The sequence below is a fragment of the Mesorhizobium sp. B2-3-7 genome (assembly GCF_006442695.1).
Lineage (GTDB): Bacteria > Pseudomonadota > Alphaproteobacteria > Rhizobiales > Rhizobiaceae > Mesorhizobium.
Genome location: NZ_VFVV01000005.1, coordinates 17,121 through 40,983 on the forward strand (window position 1 = coordinate 17,121; position 23,863 = coordinate 40,983).

Here is a 23,863-nt window from a genome sequence, read left to right on the forward strand (position 1 = left end):
ATCATACTCCGAGCACCTCGTGAAGTTGAGCGTCGTGGGCGGCCAGTTCGCCGACCGGAAACCCGCTCAGCACCTTGCCGTGCTCCATCAGGTAGAAGCGGTCGGCAATGCGGGCGGCGAAACGGAAATTCTGCTCCACGAGCAGGATCGTCATGCCGCGCTTTTTCAACGTCGCAAGCAATTCGCCGATGCGCTGGACGATGACCGGCGCCAGGCCTTCGGTCGGCTCGTCGAGGAGCAGCATCCGGACACCCGTCCTCAGGATGCGGGCGATCGCCAGCATCTGCTGCTCGCCGCCGGATAGCCTGGTGCCCGGGCTGTTGCGGCGCTCCTTCAGGTTGGGAAAGAGCTCGAAGATCTCCTCGACGCTCATGCCGCCCTTGGCCACCACCGGCGGCAGGATCAGGTTCTCGTCGACTGTCAGCGTGGCGAAAATGCCGCGCTCCTCGGGAACGAAACCGATGCCTTGGTGGGCGACACGGTGCAAGGGCAGGCCGATCAAGTCGTTGCTGTTGAAGACGACACTGCCGGTGCGCTTGCGGATCAGCCCCATGATGGCGCGCAGCGTCGTGGTCTTGCCGACGCCGTTGCGGCCAAGCAGCGTCACGGTTTCGCCGCGGAACACATCGAGGTCGACGCCGTGCAGCGCGTGGCCCTCGCCGTACCAGGCATGGAGATCGCGCACGGCAAGCAGCGGCTCACTCATGCTCGGTTCCCATATAGGCTATCCGGACGCGTTCATCCTGGCTGACCGTCGGATAGTCGCCCGCGGCGAGCACCTTGCCGCGCTGCATCACGGTGATCCAGTCGCAAAGATCGGCAACGACGGTCAGATTGTGCTCCACCATGAGCACGGCCCGATCGCGGGCCAAGGCGCGGATGATCCCGGAGATCATGCTGACATCCTCGTGCCCCATGCCGGCCATCGGCTCGTCGAGCAGCAGCACCTTTGGATCGAGCGCCAGCGTGGTGGCGATCTCGAGCACGCGCTTGCGGCCATAGGAGAGATCGCCGGCGAGCCGGTGCGCCGCGTCGTCGAGGCCGACCGTGCCGAGAAGCTCGCGCGCCCGCGGCGTCAGTTGGTCGAGCGCCGAAAGCGGGCGCCAGAACTGGAAGCCCAGCCCCCCTGGCCGCTGCAGCGCGACGCGCACATTGTCGAGCACGCTCAGATGCGGAAAGATCGCCGAGATCTGGAACGAGCGCACGAGGCCCATCCGCGCCACCTTGGCCGGCGGTGTCCGGGTTATGTCGGTGCCGAGCAGTTCAATCGTGCCGCTGGTCGGCTGCAGGAACTTGGTCAAAAGGTTGAAGATCGTGGTCTTGCCGGCGCCGTTGGGTCCGATCAAGGCGTGAATCCTGCCGTGATGAACGTCGAGATCGACATCCTTCACCGCAACGAACCCGGCGAAATCGCGCCTGAGGCCGCGGGCGGAAAGCACCACCCGCGGCACGGCTCCATCGCCGTCAGGCCTGACGGCCGCGGCGGTTGCCGTCGTCACTTGCTGACGAGCGGGCAGCCGCTATCCGTGGCCTTCATGAAGGCCTGGTCGCCCGGAATGGTCGCAAGATAGGTGTAGTAGTCCCACTCCTTCTTGCTCTCCTCGGGCTTCTTGACCTGATAGAGGTACATGTCGTGCACCATGGAGCCGTCGGCCTGCACCTTGCCGTTGGCGGTAAAGACGTCATTGACCGGCATCGAATGCAATTCCTTGGCCACCGCTTCGGTTTCGTCGGTGCCGGCCTTGTCGATGGCCTTGAGATACTGCGACACCGCCGAATAGGTCCCGGCCTGGATCATGTTCGGCATCCTGCCGGTGCGTTTGAAGAAGCGGTTGGCGAACTCGCGGCTCTTGTCGTCGCGATCCCAGTAATAGCCTTCGGTCAGCACGACGCCCTGGGCCGCCTGCAAGCCAAGGCCATGCACTTCGGCCAGCGTGAACAGAAGTGCCGCGAGCCGCTGGCCGCCGGCGACGATGCCGAATTCGGCCGCCTGCTTGATCGAGTTGGAAGTGTCGAGACCGGCATTGGCAAGGCCGACGATCTTGGCGCCGGAGGATTGCGCCTGCAGCAGGAAGGATGAGTAGTCGGTCGAGCCGAGCGGATAGCGCACTTCACCAAGCACCTTGCCGCCGCGATCCTTGACGAGCTTGGCGGTCTGCTCCTCGAGCGAATAGCCGAAGGCGTAGTCGACGGTGATGAAATACCAGCTGTCGCCGCCTTGCTGCACCAGGGCACCGCCTGTGCCGACGGCCTGGGAATGGGTGTCGTAGGCCCAATGGAAACCATAGGGCGAGCACTGCTTGCCGGTCAGGTCGGTCGCAGCCGCGCCGGTGACGATGTCGATCTTCTTCTTTTCCTTGGAAAGTCCCTGCACGGCGAGCGCCACCGAGGAGGTGGTCAGTTCCATTATGGCATCGACCTGCTCGGTGTCGTACCACTGGCGCGCTATGTTGGAGGCGATGTCCGGCTTGTTCTGGTGGTCGGCACTGATGACCTCGATAGGCGCATTCTGGACCTTGCCGCCGAAATCCTCGACAGCCATCTTGGCCGCCTCGACGGACCATTTGCCGCCGAAATCGGCATAGACACCCGACTGGTCGTTGAGGATGCCGATCTTGACCTTGCCGTCGGAAATTTCGGCTGCCGCCGCTGGCATCGCGGTCCCCACAAGCAGCGCGGCTGAGATGAGATAGGATGCTTTCACTGGTATTTCCTCCCTTGTGGCCACTGTCGAAAACGCCCATTGCGGCCCTGCGACGGCTTCGAGTGCACCGTCTGGTCCCGCGTGAAGAATACGTCCTGTGCTCGCCACAGTTCCAAAGTGCCCGGACACATGGTCACAAGCGCACATTCGGAATGCACAGAGATTCGTAACATCGACATGGAACGTCGAGAACCACTATTTTCGTATCAGCCGCACCGGTAGCGGTGTGCGCTGCTGGCTAGGACTTGTCGCGCGCTATCAGCACGATCTTTGCCGGATCGAAATCGACCGCGACGACGCTGCCTTCCGGCAGGGCGGGTGTGACGACCGGCGACGTCGCAAACAGCTCGACCGCCGGATCGTTTATCGCGACGCGGTATTCCATGTGGTCGCCGAGATAAGAACTCTTGACCACGCGCCCTCTCATCCCGCCGGCTGCCGGCTGGCCGGCGACGAGGCGCACGGCATTCGGCCGGACGGCCAGCACCGCCGGCCCCGCCGCGATGCCGCGATGCCGCATGTCGAGCCGCAGCGGCCCGACCTTCACCTCCGCATTCGTTTTGTTGCTGGCGAGAACCTCGACGTCGAGCAGGTTGGCGTCGCCCATGAAGTCGGCGATGAAAGGGTTCGTGGGTTCGTTGTAGAGGTCGCGCGGGGTCCCGTCCTGGGCGACGCGGGCCGCGTTCATGACGATGATGCGATCGGACACGGCGAGCGCCTCCTCCTGGTCATGCGTCACATAGACCACGGTCAGCGCGAGATCCTGCTGCAGACCGCGGATTTCATCGCGCACGCGCCGGCGCAGCTTGGCATCGAGATTGGACAGCGGCTCGTCGAACAAAAGCACCTTCGGCTCCAGCACGATGGCGCGCGCCACGGCCACGCGCTGCTGCTGGCCGCCCGAAAGTTCGCTCGGCTGGCGCTTCTCGTAGCCGGACAGGCCGACCTGTGCCAGCTTCTCGGCGGCGCGCCCTGCGGCCTCAACCTTGCCGAGCCCCGTCGCCCGCAGGCCGTAGCTGACATTTTCCATGACGTTCATGTGCGGGAACAGCGCATAGGACTGGAAGACCATGCTGACGTCGCGCTCTGCGGCTGACAGCAAGGTAACGTCCTTGCCGTCGATGGCGATGCGCCCGTGGCTTGCGTGCTCCAGCCCGGCAATCAGCCTGAGCGTCGTCGTCTTGCCGCAGCCGGAGGGTCCCAGCAGCGTCACCAGGCTGGCCGGTGCGATGTCGAAGCTGACATTGTCGACGGCAGTGACGGCGCCGTATTTCTTGGTGACGCCCTCGAAACGCACTGCCGGTCTGTCCACCACGCCGGGGGCAGCGTTCTTCGCCGTTTGATCCATACGCTTCTCCCGATCAGATTGGTGCCACGACGGCTTGCGCCTCGGCCCGGCGCCGGCCAAGCCGGCGTTCCCCGACCAGCAGCTGGATGCCGATCAGAATGATCATCATGACGACGATCAGCACCGCCGAATAGACGATGGCGATGCCGTATTCGCCGACATCGGCTCGCCCGACAATATAGACGGTGGCGAGATTGAAGCGGCCGGTCGCCAGGAAGATGACGGCGCTGACCGCTGTGACCGCACGCACGAAACTGTAGATCATCGCCGTCACGATAGCCGGCTTCAGGATCGGCAGGATCACCCGCCGCAAGGTGGCGAAGGAACGCGCCCCCAGTGTCAGCGATGCCTCGTCCAGGCTCTTGTCGATCTGCCCAAGATTGGCGAGGCCCGCACGGATCGCAACCGGCATGTTGCGGAAGATGAACGAGATGACGATGATCAGTCCGGTGCCGGTCAGTTGCACCGGCGGCACGTTGAAGGCGAGGATATAGCTGACGCCGACGACCGTGCCGGGAATGGCAAAGCTCATCATGGCGAGGAATTCGAACATCGTGCGCCCGGCGAAATGCTGCCGGTCGAGCAGATAGGCGGTCAGGATGCCGAGCGCGGCGGTGAACGGCATCGCCACCAGCGCAAGGCCGATGGTCATCAGCAGCGACGGCCAGGCCGACCCGCTCAGGAACCAGCCATTGACGCCTTTCTCGACGGAGAAAGCGGTGAGGAAATATTCGAGCGTCGGCGTGTTGTCGCGGCCGATCGATTGCACGAAGCCGCCGCCCAGGATGATGCCATAGACCACGACGGTCAGAAGCAACCAGGGAACGACGGCGGCGTAGCAGCCGATGCGCAAGCCCTTGGGCAGCGTGGCCGGCACACCGCCATCGCCCTTGCCCGCGACGGTGACGTAGCTGCGGCTGCCGATCCAGCGGCGCTGGATGACGAAAGCGGCGAGCGTGAATCCCAGAAGCACGATCGCCAGCACCGCCGCACGGCCTTGATCATGCGCAGCGCCCACCACCGCAAAGAAGATGTCCGTCGACAGCACGTTGAAGTTGCCGCCCAGCACCAGCGGGTTGGCAAAGTCGGCCATGCTCTCGATGAACGAGATCAGGAAGGCGCTGGCCAGCCCCGGGCGGATCAGCGGCCAGGTGATTGTGCTGAAAGTGCGCCAACGGCTGGCGCGCAAGGTCTGCGAGGCCTCCTCCATGCTCGGGCTGACGCCCTGCAGCACGCCGGCCAGGACCAGGAAAGCGATCGGCGTGAAGGCCAGCACTTGCGCGATGGTGATGCCGGCCATGCCGTAGATCCAGCGGCTGCGCGGAATACCGAGATGTTCGGACAAAAGATTGGTGACGATGCCGGCCCGGCCGAACAACAGGATCAGCGCCAGGCCGATGACGAAAGGGGGCGTGATGATCGGCAGGATGGAGAGGCCGCGCAGCAGCCATTTGGCAGGCAGCCTGGTGCGCAACGCAATCAGCGCCAGCGCCAGGCCTAGCGCCGTGCAGAAGAAACCCACCAGCACCGCGATCGCCACCGTATTCCACGCCACGCCGCAGGAACCGTCGTCGTAGAGGCAGCGCAGGCTCCAGATGTTGGCACTGAACAGCTTTTCGGCAAACAGAGCCGGCACGATATTGCCGTCATTGTCCTCGATGGCGGAAGCGAGGATCGACAACAGCGGATAGGCCACGAACAGGATCAGCGAAGCGATCACGATCAGCAGCGAGCCGACGACAAAACGATCGCCTTTGCACCAGCCACGCGCGGCCAGCGCCTCGGCGATGAACATCAGCATCGCCAGCGCGTACAGCACGGCACCCCAGCCGAGCCCCGGCTGCACCGGTCCCGGCGTACTGGCGAGATGCCCGAGCCAGGCAAATCCCCAACCCGAATGGATGATGGAAAAACCCTCGATCACCAGCCAGGCGAGGCCGGCTGCGCCCGCCACCGCCAGGCCGGGGAGGTTCCGGCGCGCGACGAGCCAGCTTGCCAGGAGAAGTGGCAGGATCAAGGGAAGCAGCCACAGCTGACCGTTCAGCGACAGCAGGATGGCTGGTGCCGCCTCCGCCGGACGCGCCAGCCAGTCAAAGGAAAGCAAGCCGCCTTCGACTTTGTACCATGGCAGCACAATGAAGCTCGCCCATGCCAGCGCCAGCCATCCGGCGGCACTGCGCCCCGGGAGGTCATTGGCCATGGGATAGGACGAAGCCCGTGCCATTCGACATCTTCCTTCGGTATGGTCGGGGTTGCGCCGGCTGCCCCGCAGGCAGCCGGCGGATCGGCCGTACGGACCAGATCAGCCGCCGTTGCGGATCTCATCGGTGAACTTCTTCAACAGCCGCTTGCGCTCCGCTGACGATCCGTATTTGGCGAAGTCGTAGTCGATCAGCTTGATCTTGCTGAGGTCCGGCGCCTCGGGCGGCACCGGGGTGCCGGTGTTCGACGGGATCTGGTAGCTGCCGTTCGGAGCCGCCAGTTTCTGCGCGTCTGGCGTCAGCGCCCAGTCGTAGAATTTCCGCGCCTCGTCGATGTGCTTGGCCCCGGCAACAATGCTCATCGACCCGATCTCGAAACCGGTGCCTTCACAGGGCGAGACCACCTTGACGGCCGGGTTCTGCTTGGCGGCGTTGATGACGTCGTGCTGGAAGGAAATGCCGACCAGCGTCTCGCCCTTGCCCACGGCGAGCGCGGGTGCGGCGCCCGCCTTGGTGTATTCGGCGATGTTCTTGTTGAGCTGCTTGAGATAGTCGAAAGCCTTGTCCTCGCCCATCAGTTGCACGATTGTCGCCAGCATCGTCCAGGCGGTACCCGAGGAATTGGGGTCGGCCATCTCGATCTCGCCCTGGAAATCGGGCTTGACCAGATCCGCCCAGCAGGCCGGCGCCGTCAGGCCGCGCTGTTTCAGGTCTTCCTCGTTGTAGCCGTAGCCAAGCGCGCCGAGATAGATGCCGACGGTGCGGTTCTTGGCGCGTTCAGCCTGCCTCAAAGCCCAGTCGCGCAGGTTCGCCAGCTGCGGCGACTTGTATTCCTGGGTGAGACCTTCTTCCGCCGCCTGAAGATGCGGGTCGCCGGTGCCGCCCCACCAGATGTCGGCTTGCGGATTGTCCTTCTCGGCCCGCAGGCGCGCATAGATCTCGCCGGCGCTCATGCGGGTCATGTCGACGCTGACGCCGGTTTCCTTCTGGTAGGTCGTGGCCATGGCCCGGCACCAGGCTTCGTCGACGCCGCAATACATCACGAGGTTGCGATCCGCCGCATGGGCGCCGCCGGCCAGACCGAAAATGGCCAGCACCGCAAGGCCAAGCCACGTCCTGCCTTGTCTGCGATCAAATGGACCTTTCATCGATAATTCCTCCCTTTCATGCTCTCTGGAATTGGTTATTCGTCGTCGAGCGGCACTCCGATCACCTGGGACAATCTCGCCGCCACACCCGGCGCCGCAGCAAGCACCGGATTGCCCTTCGCCATGCCGTCGCCGTCGAGAAAGCGGTTGACGCGCCCGCCGGCTTCCTCGACCAGCAGCAATCCGGCCAGGCAGTCCCATGCATTGATATGAAGCTCGGCATAGGCATCCGAGCGGCCGTCGGCCACATAGGCAAGGCCGAGCGCCCCCGAACCGGAGCGGCGCACATTGGCGCCCAGCGACCAGACCAGGGCCACCTTGTCCAGATAGTCGCGGTTGGGAATCCGCGGCGACCAGCCGAACTCCACGGAGGCGCGGTCGAAGGCCTGGGTGCGCGAAACATGGATCGCCGCGCCGTTGCGCGTCGCACCGTGCCCGCGGCGGGCAAAATAGACCTCCCCGATGGCCGGATTGGCGATGCCGCCGATCTCGCTGCGGCCGTCCTGGACGAAGGCGATCGAAACGCAGAAATGCGGAATGCCGCGCATGAAATTCGCCGTACCGTCGATCGGGTCGACGACCCACATGCGATCAGAGCCGCCGCTGCCACCGGTTTCCTCGCCCAAAAACCCGTCCTCGGGAAAGGCCGCGGCCAACGTCGTGCGGATGTGATGCTCGACCTTCCCGTCGGTCTCGGTCAGGAAATCCTGCGGGCCCTTCATCTCCACAGGCTGCGCGGCGTCGATTTGGCTGTAGCCCTGCATCGCCATGTTTCCCGATGACAAGAGCAGTTGCCGGCAAACATCGGCGCGCCTGTCGAGTTCGGCTTCGGACATCCGGCTCGGTTTCGGCCGCACCGCCACGCTGTTCATGCTGTCCGTCCAGGCAATGGCAGCTTCGATGCGGTCCGCGAAGAAATGGACAAGGTAGCCTCCGGCGCCGGCTTCATGCACGGCTGTGCAAAGCTGTTTCATTTACGCATGTGTGTCAAGGCCGGCGGTGACACCTGTGACTGGCTTGCGCTATGCTGCACGTGCGTGCAACGAATCGGCGAACGCCAGTGGGAGTGTGCATGACGACGCCAAGAGGCCGTATTGGCTTTTCCAGTGCCCAGCAGGTCGCGGAGCTTGCCGGCGTTTCGCGCTCGGCCGTGTCGCGCACCTTTACGCCCGGCGCCAGCGTTTCGGAAGAAACCCGGGAGCGGGTGCTGCTGGCGGCCGAGCAGCTCGGCTATCACGTCAACCATCTGGCGCGCGGCCTGATGCGGGCATCGACGGGCATCGTCTGCCTTGTCGTCGCCGATGGCGACACGCCCTATCAGGCTCGTATCCTGCGGGCGCTGACACAGCATTTGAGGGATGCCGGCAAAGTGGCCATGGTATTCAACACGTCGGGCCCCAGCCACCATGTCGACCAGGCGCTGCGCAACACGCTGAACTACCGTGCCGATGCGACGATCGTGCTGTCCGGCACGCCGCCGCAGGAGCTGATCCGAACCTGCCTCGAGAACGGGCAGCGCCTGATCCTGATCAATCGCGACGACCGGTTCGACGGACCGCATAACATCGGCGTGGACAACGCCGCCGCCGCCGAGGCGGCACTTCACGCCTTTCTTCGTGCCGGTTGCACCAGGCCTGCCCTGGTGACGTCGGCAGCCGGCACGCCCAGTCTGGTGGCGCGCGAGACGGCTTTTCTTGCCGCAGCGCGCAAGGAAGGACTGGAGGTGATCCAGTGGCGCGAGGGCCGCACGGGTTATGCGACCGGGGCAGAAGGCGCAAGGCGCCTGCTTTCGGGCCGGCAGCGACCGGATGCGGCATTCTGCGTGACCGACCTGATCGCCTGCGGTTTTCTGGACGCGGCGCGCCACGAGTTCGGCGTCGACGTCCCGCGCGATCTCTGCGTCGCCGGCTTCGACGACATCGAGCAGGCTGACTGGGCTTCCTACCGGCTGACGACCTTTGCGCCGCCGATTGAGGAGATCGCCACGCACGCCGTGCGACTGGCCGCCGGTTCGCGCGAGGAAGCAGGCGCCGGCAGTCGCCTGACCTGCCACGCGCCGATGGTCTGGCGCGGCACTGTGAGGCCAGGTCGGGGCTGATGCCGATCGGACTATAGTCCCGGTCGGTGAGCGTCTCGTGTGCTAGATCGCAATGCTGCCGATCGCGGCATCGACGGCGTCGCCCAAACGGTCGACGATGATGTCGACCGTGCCGTCGTCGACGATGAATGGCGGTGCAAGCAGGACGTGATCGCCAGTCCGCCCATCGACGGTGCCGCCCATCGGATAAACCATCAACCCCCGTTGCATCGCTTCAGATTTTATCCGGGCATGGACCTTCAGGCGTGGATCGAACGGGGCCTTGGCCGAGCGATCCGCGACGAGCTCGATGCCCTGGAAAAGGCCGCGCCCGCGAATGTCCCCGACATGGTGATGGTTGCCGAAGCGCTCACGCAGCCGCCGTTCGAGCGTGGTGCCTCGCGCCGCGACATTGGCAAGCAGACCATCACGCTCGATGACCCGCTGGACGGCGAGGCCGGCCGCACAGGCGAGCGGATGGCCGATATAGGTGTGACCGTGCTGGAAGTCGCTGCCTTGCGAAAAGGCATCGAATATCCGCTCGGACGCCAGCACCGCGCCGAGCGGGGCGTAGCCGCCGCCGAGTCCTTTGGCGACCACCATGATGTCGGGAGCGACGCCCTCCTGCTCGCAGGCATGCAGTGTTCCGGTGCGACCCATGCCGCACATGACTTCGTCGAGGATGAGCAGCACGCCGTGGCGATCGCAAATCTCGCGGATGCGCCTGAAATAACCGGGTGCGGGTGGCACGGCGCCGAGAGTCGCTCCAACCACGGTCTCTGCGACAAAAGCAATGACCGTTTCCGGCCCGAGTTCCTGCAGCTTCGTCTCAAGCGCATCGGCGGCCCGCAGGCCGTAGGCCTCGCTGCCTTCATACGGCCGCTGATGCCGATAGGCATAGCATGGTTCGATATGATGGTTTTCGATCAGCATGGGCTCGAACGGCGCCTTGCGCCAGGCGTTGCCTCCCACCGAAAGCGCGCCCAGCGTATTGCCGTGATAGCTCTGCTGACGGGCCACGAAGCGGCGGCGCTGCGGCTCGCCGCGCTCGACGAAATATTGCCGCGCCATCTTCAGGGCGGTCTCGATGCCTTCCGATCCGCCGGAGACGAAATAGACGTGATGAAGATCGCCCGGCGCGTGAGCGGCAAGTTCGTCCGCCAGTTCCTCCGCCGGCCGGGTGGTGAAGAAGCTGCTATGCGCATAGGCGAGCCGGTCGAGTTCGGCATGCATCGCGGCAAGAACAGCCGGATGCTGATGGCCGAGGCATGAGACGGCCGCACCGCCGGAGGCGTCGATATAGCGGCGTCCCTTGCTGTCGATGACGGTGACGCCATCGCCGCCGACGGCAACGGGATAGTCGTGGTGGATCTGGCGATGGAGGATATGCGTCATGACCGTTGCCTGGTTTCGTAGATATGGGTGGAAAGGGTGTCGAACTGACGTTCCACGTCGCGCATGGCGGCCAGCGCGCGATCGCCGGCGGCGGCCGCCAGGATCGCGGCCAGCGTTTCGGCGATGGCAAAGGCCGGTGCCATGGTGTGGAAAAAGGACGGGCTCTCGGTCGGCACGATGATGACGGCGCCCGCCCGGTTGACGAGCGGAGAGACCACGCTGTCGGTAATCGCCACGATTTCGAGCGCGCGGCTGCGTGCATAATCGACGAGTTCGACGGCGGCGCGCGTATAGGGCTTGACGCTGATCGCCAAAAGCACGTCGCCCGCTCCCGATTCCCACAAAGGATCAGGTCCGGTTCCGCCGACGCCGTCAAGCAGACGCACCGCGCCGCCGGCGAGGCCATAGACGTAGGCGAAATGGCAGGCGACGGGGTAGCTCGACCGATAGCCCAGCGCATAGATGCGCTTGGCGCCTGCCAGCACCGAGGCTGCCCGGGTCACCGCCTCCAGCGTCGCCGGATCGCAAAGCTTCGCCATATGGCGCTCGAGCGTTTCGGCCAGCTCGAAGGCCAGCGCGCCGTCTCCTCCGCGCTTGCGCCGCGCCATCAATGCTTCGGCCTTGCCCAAGAACTCCTTCTCGCCGCGGCGAAGTTGCTCGGCGTAGAGGTCGCGCAGGCTATCGTAGCCGTCGAAGCCCATGCGCTGGGCAAGCCGCGTCATCGATGCCGGGGTCACCCCGGCGCGCTGCGCCTGGACGCGCATCGACAGGAGGGCAACGTCACGCGGATTGTCGAGCACCCATTGCGCCGCCGCGCGAAGCTGGCGCGGCATCGTCTCGAAACTCTCGAGCAGGCGCGAGCGGAAGGCGGGTTCCAACATGGCGCGAATTTACGCCGGCCGTTGACGAGCTGCAATGAATATTTCAATCTGCCAGAAATGAGCGTAGTGTTTCATTCAATCAGAAAACAAGAACAGGGGAAATTCGCATGAAACAGACCATATCCAGTCATTTGGGAGCGCTGGCGGGACTCGCGCTGGCTTCCTTGCCGTTCGCAGCCGCACCGGCTCTGGCCGAGGATCCAATCGCGCTAGGCTGGGTGGGGCCGCTGTCGCCGCCCGGCAACTATTCCGGCGGCCAGGAGATGCAATGGGCGGTGCAGCTCGGTGTTGACGAGGTCAACAAGGCCGGCGGCGTGCTCGGCCGTCAGCTGAAGGTGAGTTACGAGGACACCAAAGGGCAGCCGGCCGACGGCAGCGCGGCAGCGGTTCGACTCATCACCAAGGACAACGTCGCCGCGATCTTCGGCGAATTCCATTCCTCGGTCGCCCTCGCAGAAATCGAGGAGGCGCACAAATACGGCATCGCCTGGGTCGGTACAGACGTATGGGCGGACGCCATCACGGCCAAGCAGTATCCGGAAGTCTATCGTCTCGCTCCGGCCAACTCCCTCGTTTACGTCAAGGCGGCCGACTGGACGGTCGAGCAAGGTTTCAAGAACATCGCCATTATCGCCGAAAACACGGATTTCGGCCAGGGCGGGGCCAAGGTCATCGCCGATGAGCTGAAGGCCAAGAACGTCCCCTATACGCTGGCAACGATCGATCTGAACCAGCAGGATTTCACGCCCGCGCTGCTGCGCCTGATGAACCAGAGCCCGAAGCCTGATGCGATCCAGATGGTGATCGCCGGACAGGCACAGTATCAGCTGGTCAAGCAGGCCTGCCAGCTCGGCCTCGCACCGACTGCCGAAACGGCCCTCATCGGCTCCTCGGGTCTGCTGCAGAAGGAAGTGTGGGAAGTCGACGGCGAATGCGCCAACAATCTTCTCATCGTCAACGTCGCGCAGCCCAAGTCGCAATGGAACGACAAGGCCAAAGCATTCGTGAAGGCGTTCACCGAACGCTACAATAGGGCACCGACCGGCGTGGCCATGGAGGCCTATGACACGTTCGGTGTCGTCGTCGAAGCGATCAAGAAGGCAGGCTCGGCTGACCGCGCGGCGATCGTGAAGGCACTGGAAGAGATCAAATATGAAGGGGTGAACGCCACCTACACCTTCCCGACCACCAAATCTCCCGACTGGGCTTTCCATCAGTTCGTCGACGTGCCGTTCACGATCATCCAATACACGGCCGTGAACCAGGCGCCGGAGGATGCTGCGATCGTCTATCCGAAGAAGTGGGCCACCACCGACAAGGTCATGCCCGGCAAATGAACGGCACGCCGGCGGCTCCATGGCCGCCGGCGGCCGCTTCACTGGACAGGCGCCGACAACGAGGTGATGTGAACCCATGAGCTATTTCCTCCTCCTGGCCGTCAACGGCCTGGTCATCGGCCTCATTTTCGCGCTGACGGCGGCGGGGCTCACTTTGGTCTTCTCGGTGTTGAAGGTCGTCAATTTCGGCCATGGATCGCTCTATATGCTGGGCGGCTATGCGTCCTACTACATCATCGCCTGGTTCCATGCGCCGCCGCTTGTCGGTGTCGCCGGCGCGATGGTGGCCCTGTTCATCTTCGGCGTGCTCTTCGAGAGGCTCGTCATAGCGCCGATGTATACCGACAAGGTCGAGCGCAAGGACGAATACGCCATTATCGTCACCTTCGGCCTCACCATTCTGATCACCAATCTCGGCCTTGTCGTCTTCGGCCCCTTCGCCAAGGCGCCGCCGTCCTTCATGACGGGAGCGCTGATCCTCGGTCCGTTGATCCTGCCTTACGACCGGCTGATCGCTGCGGTCGCTGCCGTCGTCCTGCTTGTCGGTCTGACGCTTTTCCTGAAGCGCACCTCGCTTGGTCAGGCACTCGATGCGGTGAGCCAGAGCCGCGAGTCCGCCGCGGTCATCGGTATCGATCCACGCCGCATGTACACCATCGCCTTCGGCATCGGCTCGGCGCTTGCCGGCGGGGCAGGGGCGTTGATCGCGCCGATCTTCGCCCTGTCGCCGTCGATGGGTGAGTTGCCGGCCGTGCAGGCCTTCATCATCATCGTGCTCGGCGGCATGGGTTCCGTCGGCGGAAGCATTACCGGCGGCATCCTGCTCGGCCTGGTGCAAGGGCTGGGTGTCGGCTATCTGCCGGACCCCAATCGCGCGCTTGCCTATACGCAGGCGTTCGGAGCGCTGCTGCTCGTCATTGCATTGCTCTTCAGGCCGACCGGCCTGTTCGGCCGCTCGCATCTGCGGCTGGAATAGGATCACGGCAATGGTCCGTCCAACATTCTCGCAATCAGCCCAGGCGATTCTGCTCGTGGTGGCGTTGCTGGTGCCGCTCGGCGTCGGACCATACTGGACCCACGTCGGCGCCATCGCCTGGTACTATGCACTGCTTGCCGCGAGTTGGGCGCTGCTTGCCGGTTTCGCCGGTCAGTTCTCCTTCGCCCATGTGGCTTTTGCCGCGCTGGGCGGATATGCCTCGGCCTTGTTCGTTGGCCAGATCGGCATGCCGCTGCCGCTTGCCATTCTTGCCGCCATCGCTCTTGCCGTCGTGGCCGGCGCCCTGATCGGCGCGCTCGTCCTGAGGCTTTCCGGGCCTTATCTGGCCCTCTTCACGCTTGCCATTTCGGAAATCTTCCGCCTCGTGCTGGTCGCGGAGGAGGACATCACACGCGGCATGCTGGGCTTGCCGGTGCCCGGCCTCTTTTCCGGTCGATCGGACCTGTCTTATTACTATTTCGGCCTTGCGCTCGTCGTCCTGGCGGTATTGGGAATGAATGCCTTGTTGGCCACCCGCGTCGGTCTTTTTCTACGTGCCATCCGGGAAGACGAGGGCGCCGCGCGCGCCAGCGGGGTGGATACCACGCGCTACAAGATTCTCGTCTTCGTGGTAACCAGCGTGATCGCGGCGATAGCCGGCATTTATTACGGCCATTTCATCGGCATCCTGACGCCCAACATGGCTATCCTGCCGGAGATGGGTCTGGTTATCGCGATGGCGGTGATCGGCGGCATCGAAAGCCTGCCCGGCGCCGTGGTCGGTGCAGTCGTCGTCTTCCTGCTTTCCGAGACGCTGCGGTCCTACGGCGAATGGCGTTTCGTGCTGATGGGTCTGGCGCTTATCCTGGTGCAACGCTTCGCGCAGAACGGCCTGTATCCGATGGTGGAAAACTGGGCGCGCTTCCGCGCGCGGCCACGGGAACAAGCGCCTGTTCCAACTGCTACCACCGAGGAACCCCATGCCGGTTGAGAAGGACACCGCTTTTTTCTCGGTCAGTGGTCTTGCCAAGCATTTCGGCGGCATCCATGCCGTCGAAGGCTTATCCTTTGCCCTGGCCCGCGGCGAAATTGTCGGGTTGATCGGTCCCAACGGCTCGGGAAAGACGACCACCATCAACATGGTGACGGGCGCGCTCAAACCCGACGGCGGTGCCATCCTCGTCGAGGGCATCGACATGGCGCGCTCGCCGGCTAATCTTTTCGCGCGCCGCGGTGTTGCCCGTACTTTTCAGGTTCCCCGCCTGTTCCGCCGCATGACCGTGCTGGAAAACCTGATCGTGCCGGCACTTTCCGACCCGGCTGAACGGCGCGCCGCGGCAGAGGAGCGCGCCCGTGGGGTTCTTGCTTTCCTGAGGCTCGACCATCTCGCCGACAGTTATGCAAGAGCGCTTTCCGGGGGCCAGCAGAAGCTGCTGGAACTCGGCCGGGCGCTGATGCTCAAACCGAGATTGCTGCTTCTGGACGAGCCCTTCGCCGGCGTCCACCCGCGCCTGCTGGAGGAGATCATCGAGCACATAAGGAGCCTCAATCGCGACGGTCACACCATCGTCGTCGTCGATCACAACCTCGAGGCCATCCAGTCGGTCGTAACGCGCGTCATGGTGATGGCGCGGGGGCGCAAGATCGCCGACGGCGCGGTCGCCGAGGTGCTGCGCAATCCTGAGGTCGTGCACGCCTATACGGGATCCCGCGCAACGCATCGGGAAGCACGATGATGGAATCCGCTTCCCTGCCGTCGACCCCGCCGCTGATCGCCTGCGAGAACCTTGTCGCCGGCTATACGCGCGACATCGACATATTGCGCGACGTTTCGGTCAGAGCCTGGTCTGGCAGCATTTCCTGTGTGGTCGGGCCGAACGGCACGGGCAAGTCGACGCTTCTCAAGGCGTTGTTCGGCTTTCTGAAACCGAGTGCTGGCCGGGTGCTTCTGCGAGACGTGGACATCACCGGAAACCCGCCCTTCCGGATGCTGGGCCTTGGCCTGGCCTACCTGCCGCAGCGGCCGAGCCTCTTTCCTCATCTCTCGGTCGAATCGAACCTGAAACTCGGTCTCTGGCATGCCAGGCCGAAGAAGACGGTGCTGACCGAGAAACTGGAACATGTCTATGAGCGGTTTCCCGTCGTTCGGGAGAAACGCACGCAGCCTGCCGGCCAGCTCTCGGGAGGCCAGCAGCGACAGGTCGAGATCGCACGCAGCCTGATGGCCGATCCGTCGGTCTACCTGATCGACGAACCGACCGCCGGCGTCGATCCGCAGACCAGCGAGACGATCTACGACATCGTCCGCGATCTTGCCCGCGAACTCGGCAAGGCCGTGCTGCTGGTCGACCAGGATATTCGCGCCGCGCTTGCCATCACCGACTACGTCTATGTGGTCAAGAACGGCACGGTTTTTTCCGAAGGCGCGCGCGCGGATTTCGGTGCCGATACCGACGCTCTTGTCGCACGTTGGCTGTATGCGAGCGGAGAATGAACATCCAGCTTACGGCGTGGCGTAGCCCGGCGGCTGTTCGAACAGCCCGCCGCGCCGAATCTCGAGCGCCCGCCCGATCCTCAGCGCCAGCGGATCCTGGAAGCGGCGAACCGCGATCTGCAATCCTGCGGGCAGACCATTGACGAGACCGATGGGGACGCTGAGCGCTGCCATATCGAGGAGGTTCACCATGCGGGTAAACGTCCCAAGCGGCGTCGTTGTCTCATCGATGTCGGCCAATGGCGGCGCGGTAATCGGCGCCGTTGGCGTCAGGAACGCATCGGCGCCTTCGAGATCGCGATGAAACTCGATCTGCGCGGCTCGGCGCCTTGCAATCAACTCGTGATAAGCGGCGAGGCCGATTTCCCTGCCCTTGAGAACCCGCATGCGGATCGCCGTGCCGACGCCGCTGTCCGCGGGTTCCACGTAACGGCCGAGATGATGCCAGGCTTCGACGGCCATGATGTCGCCGGCCAGGGCCTTGTAGGTGTCGTAAGATTGCGGCATCGGCATCCGATCGACATTGGCACCGAGCGCCTCCAGTTCAGCGACGGTGGAGTCGAAGCGGTCCAGGATGCCGGGGTCTACGCCGGCAAGGTCCACGGCCGAGGGGATGCGCAGGCGAAGGCCCGATATGCTCCGCTCGAGCCCGTCGAGCGGCGAGGTCGGCGCCACGCCAAAGGTGGCCGGATCGCCGGGATCGGGACCCTCGAGCGCGGCCAGCAGAAGGGCTGCATCCTCCACCGACCGGGTCATGGGACCGATGCTGTCGAAGGACATGGCAAGCGGCAGCAAGCCGCCGCGCCCGACAAGACCGAAGGACGTCTTCAGGCCCACGATTCCGCACATGGCGGACGGATTGCGGATGGAGCCCGTAGTGTCGGTGCCGAGCGCGACCGGCACCAGTCCGGCGGCGACGGCCACGCCCGAACCGCTCGACGATCCGCCCGGCGCGCGCGGGATGGCGGTGTCACGCGGGTTCAGGGGCGTGCCGGCGACCGGGTTGGTCCCCCAACTGCCAAAAGCAAATTCCACGGTGTGGACCTTGCCCAGCAGGATCATCCCGGCCGCGACAAGGCGTTCGATTGCCGTTGCCGTGGCGGTTGCGAGTTCGCCCGCAAGCGCTTTCGAGCCTGCCAGGGTCGGATAGCCTTCGACGTCAAGCAGGTCCTTGGCCGCGAAAGGGATACCGTCCAGCGGCCCTTTCGAGACGCCGCGACGGCGACGCTCGTCGGCTTCGCCGGCGGCCTGGAGCGCAGCCTCAGGAAACAGCCGGACGAACGCATGCAGCGAATTGTCATGAACGTCGACACGATCCAGCGCGCGCCGGACGATCTCGGTCGAGGATGTGTTGCCATCGGCGAGCGCGCGGCTGAGTTCGGCGGCGGTGGCGAAGGCGGAAATCCCTTGGGCGGTGGCGTTCATGCTGTCCTACCTATGCGAGTCGGTGAAATGAAGCATGGAAAACCACGTTGCGGGAGAGCCAATTGGGCCCGGAGATGAAATTGAAGCCGTTGCTGATCATGGTTGCGCCGAACGGAGCGCGCAGAACGAAGGCCGATCATCCGGCTCTGCCGATGACCGCCGACGAACTTGCCGAAACGGCGAGGCAGTGTCTCGCTGCCGGCGCCGCCGCCATCCATGTGCATGTCCGCGATGCTTCAGGCCGGCACACGCTTGACGCCGCGCTTTACCGGGATGCCATCGCGGCGATCCGGGAGCGGACGCAGGGCGTTATGGCGATCCAGATCACGACCGAAGCGGTCGGGCTCTATTCGCCACGCGAACAGATGGATCTTGTTCGGACGCTTCATCCGGTTTCCGTCTCGATCGGCTTGCGTGAGATAGTCAGCGATGGCGAGGCGGAGCCGGCCCGCTTCTTCGCGTGGGCCGGTCGGGAAGACATCGCGGTCCAGCACATTCTCTATGATCGGGCCGATCTCGACCGTTTCATCGATCTGCGGCGGCGAGGCATTCTGGCGGAGCCCACAAGCCCCCGGCTGCTGTTCGTCCTTGGACGCTATGCCGCCGATCAGGAAAGCCGGCCCGAAGACCTCGATGTCTTCCTTGAAGGGCTCGATGCGCATGGTCTTGAAGGCGCCGTATGGTCGGTCTGCGCCTTCGGACGGGGCGAGACCATGGCGCTGACGGCGGCGATCGCGGCGGGAGGGCACGTGCGGGTCGGCTTCGAGAACTCTCTCTGGCACGCCGATGGCAGCCTCGCCCGCGACAATGCCGAACGCGTCGCGGCAATCGTCGAAGCCGCTGGCCGCACGGGGCGCCCGATTGCTTCTGCCGCGCAGGCGCTTGATATTCTCGGAATTGCCCGTCAGCAGTGAGGGCCCGCGCGCCTTGTTAGGGGGGTCGGCCGCGCGCCTGCAAATTCGCCAGGGTAGGACGGGCACGGTCTCGAACGGACCCGTCATATCCTTGCATCCAAATCGGGCGGCTTGCCTTGCGAGCCGTCTTCCTTGTGCGTTTTATCGCGGATGGCCCGGAACAATGGCCCCGATGAGGGGTTTGGTCGCGACATAGCGAGCGACGGAGCCAGCGATGTCCGAGCATGTTCCCCCAAACTCCTCCAGTCTCAGCAGACGAAGCTTTATGACCGCGACCGTCTCCGCGGCTGCGGTGACTCCGCTTCTGGCCTCGACAGCCAGGTCCGAGGAGCCTCCGGCTGCTGCCGCCAAGCCAAACGAGCCTGTCATGACAACACTGACCATCAACAAGCAGCCATACAATCTGGCGCTCGACAGCCGAACCAGCCTGCTCGACGCCTTGCGCGACCATGTCGGCCTGACGGGCACGAAGAAAGGTTGCGATCATGGCCAATGCGGTGCCTGTACGGTGCTGGTCGATGGCCATCGCGTGCTCTCCTGCCTCAGCTTCGCGGTGATGAACGAGGGCAAGGCGGTAACCACCGTCGAAGGGTTGGCGTCGACGGATGGCGGCCTGCATCCGATGCAGCAGGCCTTCATCGATCACGATGCGTTCCAGTGCGGCTATTGCACGCCCGGCCAGATCATGTCCGCGATCGGCTGCGTCCACGAAGGACATGCCGGTTCAGAGGACGACATTCGCGAATATATGAGCGGCAACCTTTGCCGATGCGCGGCATACCCGAACATCGTCGCGGCAATCGTCCAGGCCCGCGACCAGATCAGGAGGGCCTGAGATGCATCCTTTCGTCTATGAGAGGCCCGCCAGCCTCTCCGCGGCGGTCGTCGTCGCCTCGCGCTCGGCCACCAGGCATCCGCCGACGCAAGCCCCCGCGCAGTTCATTGCCGGTGGCACCAATCTCGCCGACTATATGAAACTCGGCGTCGCCCGGCCGGAACGCTTGCTCGATCTGAACGGTCTCTCCGAACCGGCATTGCGGCGGATCGAGACCGATGGTGAGGGTCTGCGCCTTGGCGCTCTTGTGCGGATGGGCGACGCGGCCGAGAATGCCGAGATCAAGCGTCGGTATCCGGTGATCGCGGAGAGCCTGCAACTGGCGGCAAGCGGCCAGCTGCGCAACATGGCAAGTCTTGCCGGCAACATCCTGCAGCGCACCCGCTGCGAATATTTCCGCGAAACCTCATGGCCATGCAACAAGCGCGAGCCAGGCTCGGGCTGCGCCGCGATGGACGGGTTCAACCGCCAGCATGCCGTGCTGGGGACCAGTGAGAACTGCATCGCGACCTATCACGGTGACTTTGCCCAGGCCCTGATCGCGCTTGACGCCACGGTTCATGTCCAAGGCCACAACGGGCGGCGAAAGATTCCGTTTGCCAGCCTGCATCGCCTGCCCGAGGACAGCCCTCACATCGAGACCGACCTGGCACCCGACGAGATCGTCACCGCCATAGAGGTACCCGCCGGCGCATGGACCAGGCGTTCGCGCTATCTCAAGATCCGCGATCGGCAATCCTATGCGTTTGCCCTTGCATCGGCCGCGGTCGCCCTCGACCTCGACGGCGAGACCGTGAACGAGGCGCGCATCGCGCTTGGCGGCGTGGCGACCGTACCCTGGCGGGCAAGAGCGGCGGAGGAGATCCTGCGCGGCAAGGTGCTCGACGAGGCAGCGGCGGCCGAGGCCGCCGAAACCGCGTTCGCCGAGGCCCAGCCGCGTCGGCACAACGCATTCAAGATAGAACTCGGCAAGCGAACCTTGATCAGGGGGCTGCTCGAAACCCGTGACATGAAGGTGTGATCATGAACGTCGCCGCTCCACAGCCGAAGGAAAACATGGGACAGCCGCTGCCGCGTATCGATGCGCGGCTGAAAGTGACCGGCCAGGCCGAATACGCGGCGGATCTCCCGGCCGCCAACATTGCGCACGCCGTGCTCGCGACGAGCAGCATCGCCAAGGGCAAGGTCGCCAGGCTTTACCTGGATGACGCGCGCTCGGTGCCCGGCGTGCTCGACATCGTCACCTATGGCGACCTCGACAAGGTCGAGACGCCGAAATTCGGAAATACCGGCGCGAGTTCTATCGGGCCGCTGCATGACAAGGCGATCTTCCATGACGGTCAGATCATTGCGCTGGTGGTCGCCGAGACCTTCGAAGCGGCCGAGGAGGCGGCGCAAAGGATCCGCGCGGACTATGCCGAGGAAAAACCGACCGCCAGTTTCGACATGCCGGGGACAAAGACCATCGACGCCGCCGGCAAAAGCCCGTTGTTCAAGGAGGACGTCAAGGCCGGCGATTTCGATGCCGCCTATGAATCGGCCCCGATGAAGATCGATGCGCGGTATTCGACGCCGACCCAGCATCACAACCCGATAGAGCTGTTCTCGACCACCGCTGTTTGGCAAGGCGACCAACTCACCGTTTACGAGCCCTCTCAGAACGTGACCGGCTGGAAAGTCGAGTTGGCGCGGCAATTGAGGCTCGACCCAGCGAATGTGCGCATCGTCTGCCCTAACGTAGGCGGCGCATTCGGCTCGAAGGGGCCGATGACGGCGCGAACGGCCATCGTGGCTGTGGCCGCCAGGCGGCTTGGCCGGCCGGTGCGCTGTGTGGTCAGCCGCATGCAGGCGTTCGGCACCCAGACCTATCGGGCCGAAACCCGGCACCGCATCCGCATCGGCGCCGGCAAGGACGGCCGCATCACTGCTTTCGGCCATGAAGGCTGGGAGGTGACCTCGAGACCCGATTCCTATGTCGTCGGCGGGACTTCGGCCACCGGTCGCATGTATGCCTATGGCTCGGTGCTGACGCATGTCTCGCTGGTGCAGGCGGATCGCAACACGCCCGGCTATATGCGCTCGCCGCCCGAGACGCCCTACGTCTATGCGCTCGAGAGCGCCATGGACGAAATGGCCGTCGCACTCGGCATGGACCCGATCGAATTTCGCCGGATCAACGAGCCCCAGAAGGAGCCGATCGGCGGCAAGCCGTTCTCCAGCCGGTCGCTGATGAAATGCTACGATCAGGCCGCTGATGCCTTCGGCTGGACGAGACGGGATGCGAAAGTCGGCTCGATGCGCGACGGCGACTGGCTCGTCGGCATGGGCTGTGCGACGGCAGTCTACCCGACCGCTGCCGCGCCATGCGCGGCCCGCGTGCGCCTGACCGCCGAAAGAGACGTGCGCGTGCAGTGCGGCTCGCATGAAATCGGCACAGGTGTGCGAACCGTTGCCGGCCAGATGGCGGCGGAACGTCTCGGTGTCGACATCGGCAAGGTCGCCGTCGAGATGGGCGACAGTGCCTTGCCGCCGGCGCCGGTATCGGGAGGTTCGATTTCCACTGCCAGCGTCTGTTCGGCCGTGCTCAAGGCGTGTGATGCTGTGCGCACGAAATTGTTCGCCGCAGCGGTCGCGGAGGATGGCCCTCTTGCAGGCTCGCACAATGAGGAACTGGACCTCCACGAGGGACGGATCCTCACCAAGGGCGGGGCGTCGGCAAGCACCGCCGATATATTCAAGGCCATGCAGGTAGGCGCTATCGAGGAATATGCCGAATTCGCGCCGAAGGGCTCGACCCCCGAAGCGCTCAAAAAACTCTATGCCGGCCAGTCGGAATTCCATGGCGGCGAGTCCGACGCGGATTCGGTGAAATATGCGTTCGGGGCCGAATTCGTGGAGGTGCACATCAACAGCTACACGCGCGAAATCCGTGTGCCGCGCATTGTCGGTGCGTTCGCCGCCGGGCGCATCATGAACACGCGCACCGCGCGCAGCCAGCTGATGGGAGGCATGATCTGGGGCATTGGCCAGGCCCTGCATGAGGCGACCGAGATCGATACCCGCTATGCCCGCTATGTGAACCGCGACCTGCAGGATTATCTGGTCCCGGTGAATGCCGATGTCAGGGACCTTGACGTCATACTGGTTCCGGAGATTGACCATGAGGTCAATCCGGCTGGTGTGAAGGGCCTGGGCGAACTCGGCAATGTCGGCACCGCCGCTGCCGTCGCCAGCGCTGTCTACCACGCGACCGGCAAGCGGATCCGCGACTTGCCGATCAGAATTGACGATCTGATCGTTTGAGGACCGAGACAAAGAGGATTGCTCCGCCGCAACAAGCGTGGGTTTGTCCTCGCCCAGTTTCACTGCCTTGCGGATCGGGATGCTGATGCGTCAGGAACCGACTGTTTCATGCCAGGGTGATCCGGAACAGCCGGAACCCTTCCCGCCCCATCGAACGGAACTGACCGTAGGAGCGCTCAGCCTTGGCCGCGCAGGATGCTGACGACGAGCAGCGTCAGCGCCGTATTCCACAGCGCCTGCTCGGCCCGGTATTTGCACCGGCAGCCACCACGCCCTGCGCCTGGTCGATGGCGTGTCCCAGCAGGCGCGGAATGAAAAGCTGCAGCGTCGCGGCGATAAAGGTCGAGACGATGGTGATGGCGACCTGCCAAGGGTGGCGCAGCGTCATGCGCATGATACGTAGCAAGGTGCCAGGGCCCTTGCCCCAGGAGGCTTGCGCCACATGGGCAAACGATTTGCCGCGCCCCGCCGCGCTGCCGATTGCTTGCGTGTTCAAGGACCTATCCAAACCGATCCGGACTTTAGCCCGGACGAATGAAACAGATTCAAATTCAAGTGCCACGATGTTACGCGCCTCCCGCGCGGCCGTTCAAGGGCCAATGACAGCTTCGCGCTGTGCCTGAAATGACACGCCGCTGTTTCGCGCAATGATCGCGCTCATCGTCAGGCTGCCCGCCCAAATAGAAAAATTGTTCGTCCCGGCGGCATCGAAAAGCCGATCGTTCCTTTCCCGGCGCACTGAACTCCGTGAGATTTGGGGCATCGATGGCGGCTTCGGCCGCTGGAAAAGGAGCAGCACATCCACGGGCCCGGGTTTCCGGGCGA

General features: G+C 64.3%; 22 protein-coding genes. 10 read left to right on the top strand and 12 right to left on the bottom strand.

Annotation, left to right across the window (positions count from 1 at the left end):
• Window position 1 precedes the first annotated feature (1 nt).
• The 7 genes from FJ940_RS11380 to FJ940_RS11410 form a co-directional block, all read right to left on the bottom strand.
• Window positions 2-706, bottom strand: a complete 705-nt coding sequence (locus FJ940_RS11380; RefSeq protein WP_140498404.1) for an ABC transporter ATP-binding protein — start codon at window positions 704-706, stop codon at window positions 2-4.
• The gene (locus FJ940_RS11385) at window positions 699-1,499 is read right to left on the bottom strand and encodes an ABC transporter ATP-binding protein (protein WP_181167435.1); all 801 of its coding nucleotides are present in this window, start codon (window positions 1,497-1,499) and stop codon (window positions 699-701) included. The genes FJ940_RS11380 and FJ940_RS11385 overlap by 8 nt, the downstream gene beginning before the upstream one ends.
• Window positions 1,496-2,704 (bottom strand): ABC transporter substrate-binding protein, encoded by a 1,209-nt coding sequence (locus FJ940_RS11390; protein ID WP_140656584.1) that lies wholly within the window; start codon window positions 2,702-2,704, stop codon window positions 1,496-1,498. Before FJ940_RS11390 ends, FJ940_RS11385 begins: the two co-directional genes overlap by 4 nt.
• Window positions 2,705-2,942: 238 nt before the next feature.
• Window positions 2,943-4,052 (bottom strand): ABC transporter ATP-binding protein, encoded by a 1,110-nt coding sequence (locus FJ940_RS11395; protein ID WP_140558642.1) that lies wholly within the window; start codon window positions 4,050-4,052, stop codon window positions 2,943-2,945.
• Between the two features lie 13 nt (window positions 4,053-4,065).
• Window positions 4,066-6,276: an iron ABC transporter permease gene (locus FJ940_RS11400; protein WP_246670998.1), complete on the bottom strand. Its 2,211-nt coding sequence runs from the start codon at window positions 6,274-6,276 to the stop codon at window positions 4,066-4,068.
• A gap of 78 nt (window positions 6,277-6,354) precedes the next feature.
• Entirely contained in the window at window positions 6,355-7,401 is a 1,047-nt protein-coding gene (locus FJ940_RS11405; RefSeq protein ID WP_140560387.1) for an ABC transporter substrate-binding protein, read from the bottom strand.
• A 35-nt stretch (window positions 7,402-7,436) separates the two neighbouring features.
• Window positions 7,437-8,237, bottom strand: coding sequence for an inositol monophosphatase family protein (locus FJ940_RS11410; RefSeq protein WP_181168461.1), 801 nt, complete (start codon window positions 8,235-8,237; stop codon window positions 7,437-7,439).
• 236 nt (window positions 8,238-8,473) lie between these two features.
• On the opposite strand from FJ940_RS11410, the gene FJ940_RS11415 reads away from it, so the two are divergent.
• Window positions 8,474-9,499 (top strand): substrate-binding domain-containing protein, encoded by a 1,026-nt coding sequence (locus FJ940_RS11415; protein ID WP_140498399.1) that lies wholly within the window; start codon window positions 8,474-8,476, stop codon window positions 9,497-9,499.
• A 42-nt stretch (window positions 9,500-9,541) separates the two neighbouring features.
• Here FJ940_RS11415 and FJ940_RS11420 read toward each other — a convergent pair whose 3' ends face one another.
• Complete coding sequence (locus FJ940_RS11420) at window positions 9,542-10,873, bottom strand: aspartate aminotransferase family protein (RefSeq protein WP_140656585.1); 1,332 nt, start codon at window positions 10,871-10,873, stop codon at window positions 9,542-9,544.
• Entirely contained in the window at window positions 10,870-11,754 is an 885-nt protein-coding gene (locus FJ940_RS11425) for a MurR/RpiR family transcriptional regulator (RefSeq protein WP_140566417.1), read from the bottom strand. Before FJ940_RS11425 ends, FJ940_RS11420 begins: the two co-directional genes overlap by 4 nt.
• Window positions 11,755-11,861: 107 nt before the next feature.
• Here FJ940_RS11425 and FJ940_RS11430 point away from each other — a divergent pair, with 107 nt between their 5' ends.
• The 5 genes from FJ940_RS11430 (at window position 11,862) to FJ940_RS11450 (ending at window position 16,561) form a co-directional block, all read left to right on the top strand.
• Window positions 11,862-13,091, top strand: coding sequence for an ABC transporter substrate-binding protein (locus tag FJ940_RS11430; protein ID WP_140656586.1), 1,230 nt, complete (start codon window positions 11,862-11,864; stop codon window positions 13,089-13,091).
• Between the two features lie 76 nt (window positions 13,092-13,167).
• Window positions 13,168-14,067 (top strand): branched-chain amino acid ABC transporter permease, encoded by a 900-nt coding sequence (locus tag FJ940_RS11435; protein WP_140524813.1) that lies wholly within the window; start codon window positions 13,168-13,170, stop codon window positions 14,065-14,067.
• Window positions 14,068-14,077: 10 nt separating this feature from the next.
• A complete protein-coding gene (locus FJ940_RS11440; protein WP_140656587.1) occupies window positions 14,078-15,058 on the top strand; it encodes a branched-chain amino acid ABC transporter permease in 981 nt (326 codons plus the stop codon).
• Complete coding sequence (locus FJ940_RS11445; protein ID WP_140498393.1) at window positions 15,048-15,803, top strand: ATP-binding cassette domain-containing protein; 756 nt, start codon at window positions 15,048-15,050, stop codon at window positions 15,801-15,803. Before FJ940_RS11440 ends, FJ940_RS11445 begins: the two co-directional genes overlap by 11 nt.
• On the top strand, window positions 15,800-16,561 hold the full coding sequence (locus FJ940_RS11450; protein ID WP_140632358.1) for an ABC transporter ATP-binding protein: 762 nt from the start codon (window positions 15,800-15,802) through the stop codon (window positions 16,559-16,561). Before FJ940_RS11445 ends, FJ940_RS11450 begins: the two co-directional genes overlap by 4 nt.
• Before the next feature lie 9 nt (window positions 16,562-16,570).
• Here the strand turns inward: FJ940_RS11450 and FJ940_RS11455 are convergent, their stop codons facing one another.
• On the bottom strand, window positions 16,571-17,986 hold the full coding sequence (locus FJ940_RS11455) for an amidase (RefSeq protein ID WP_140656588.1): 1,416 nt from the start codon (window positions 17,984-17,986) through the stop codon (window positions 16,571-16,573).
• Window positions 17,987-18,066: 80 nt separating this feature from the next.
• Between FJ940_RS11455 and FJ940_RS11460 the strand changes: the two genes are divergently transcribed.
• The 4 genes from FJ940_RS11460 to FJ940_RS11475 all read left to right on the top strand — a co-directional run bounded on the left by FJ940_RS11460 (window position 18,067) and on the right by FJ940_RS11475 (window position 23,038).
• Window positions 18,067-18,900 carry a 3-keto-5-aminohexanoate cleavage protein gene (locus FJ940_RS11460; RefSeq protein ID WP_224684696.1) on the top strand — a complete coding sequence of 278 codons (834 nt, stop codon included), beginning with the start codon at window positions 18,067-18,069 and terminating at the stop codon, window positions 18,898-18,900.
• Between the two features lie 214 nt (window positions 18,901-19,114).
• On the top strand, window positions 19,115-19,735 hold the full coding sequence (locus FJ940_RS11465) for a (2Fe-2S)-binding protein (RefSeq protein WP_140498389.1): 621 nt from the start codon (window positions 19,115-19,117) through the stop codon (window positions 19,733-19,735).
• 1 nt (window position 19,736) lies between these two features.
• Window positions 19,737-20,756 carry a xanthine dehydrogenase family protein subunit M gene (locus FJ940_RS11470; RefSeq protein WP_140656590.1) on the top strand — a complete coding sequence of 340 codons (1,020 nt, stop codon included), beginning with the start codon at window positions 19,737-19,739 and terminating at the stop codon, window positions 20,754-20,756.
• Between the two features lie 2 nt (window positions 20,757-20,758).
• A complete protein-coding gene (locus tag FJ940_RS11475) occupies window positions 20,759-23,038 on the top strand; it encodes a xanthine dehydrogenase family protein molybdopterin-binding subunit (protein ID WP_140656591.1) in 2,280 nt (759 codons plus the stop codon).
• A gap of 214 nt (window positions 23,039-23,252) precedes the next feature.
• On the opposite strand, the gene FJ940_RS11480 is transcribed toward FJ940_RS11475, so the two are convergent.
• A complete protein-coding gene (locus FJ940_RS11480) occupies window positions 23,253-23,534 on the bottom strand; it encodes a hypothetical protein (protein WP_224619155.1) in 282 nt (93 codons plus the stop codon).
• Between the two features lie 93 nt (window positions 23,535-23,627).
• Window positions 23,628-23,843, bottom strand: a complete 216-nt coding sequence (locus FJ940_RS11485) for a hypothetical protein (protein WP_140498386.1) — start codon at window positions 23,841-23,843, stop codon at window positions 23,628-23,630.
• Window positions 23,844-23,863 lie beyond the last annotated feature (20 nt).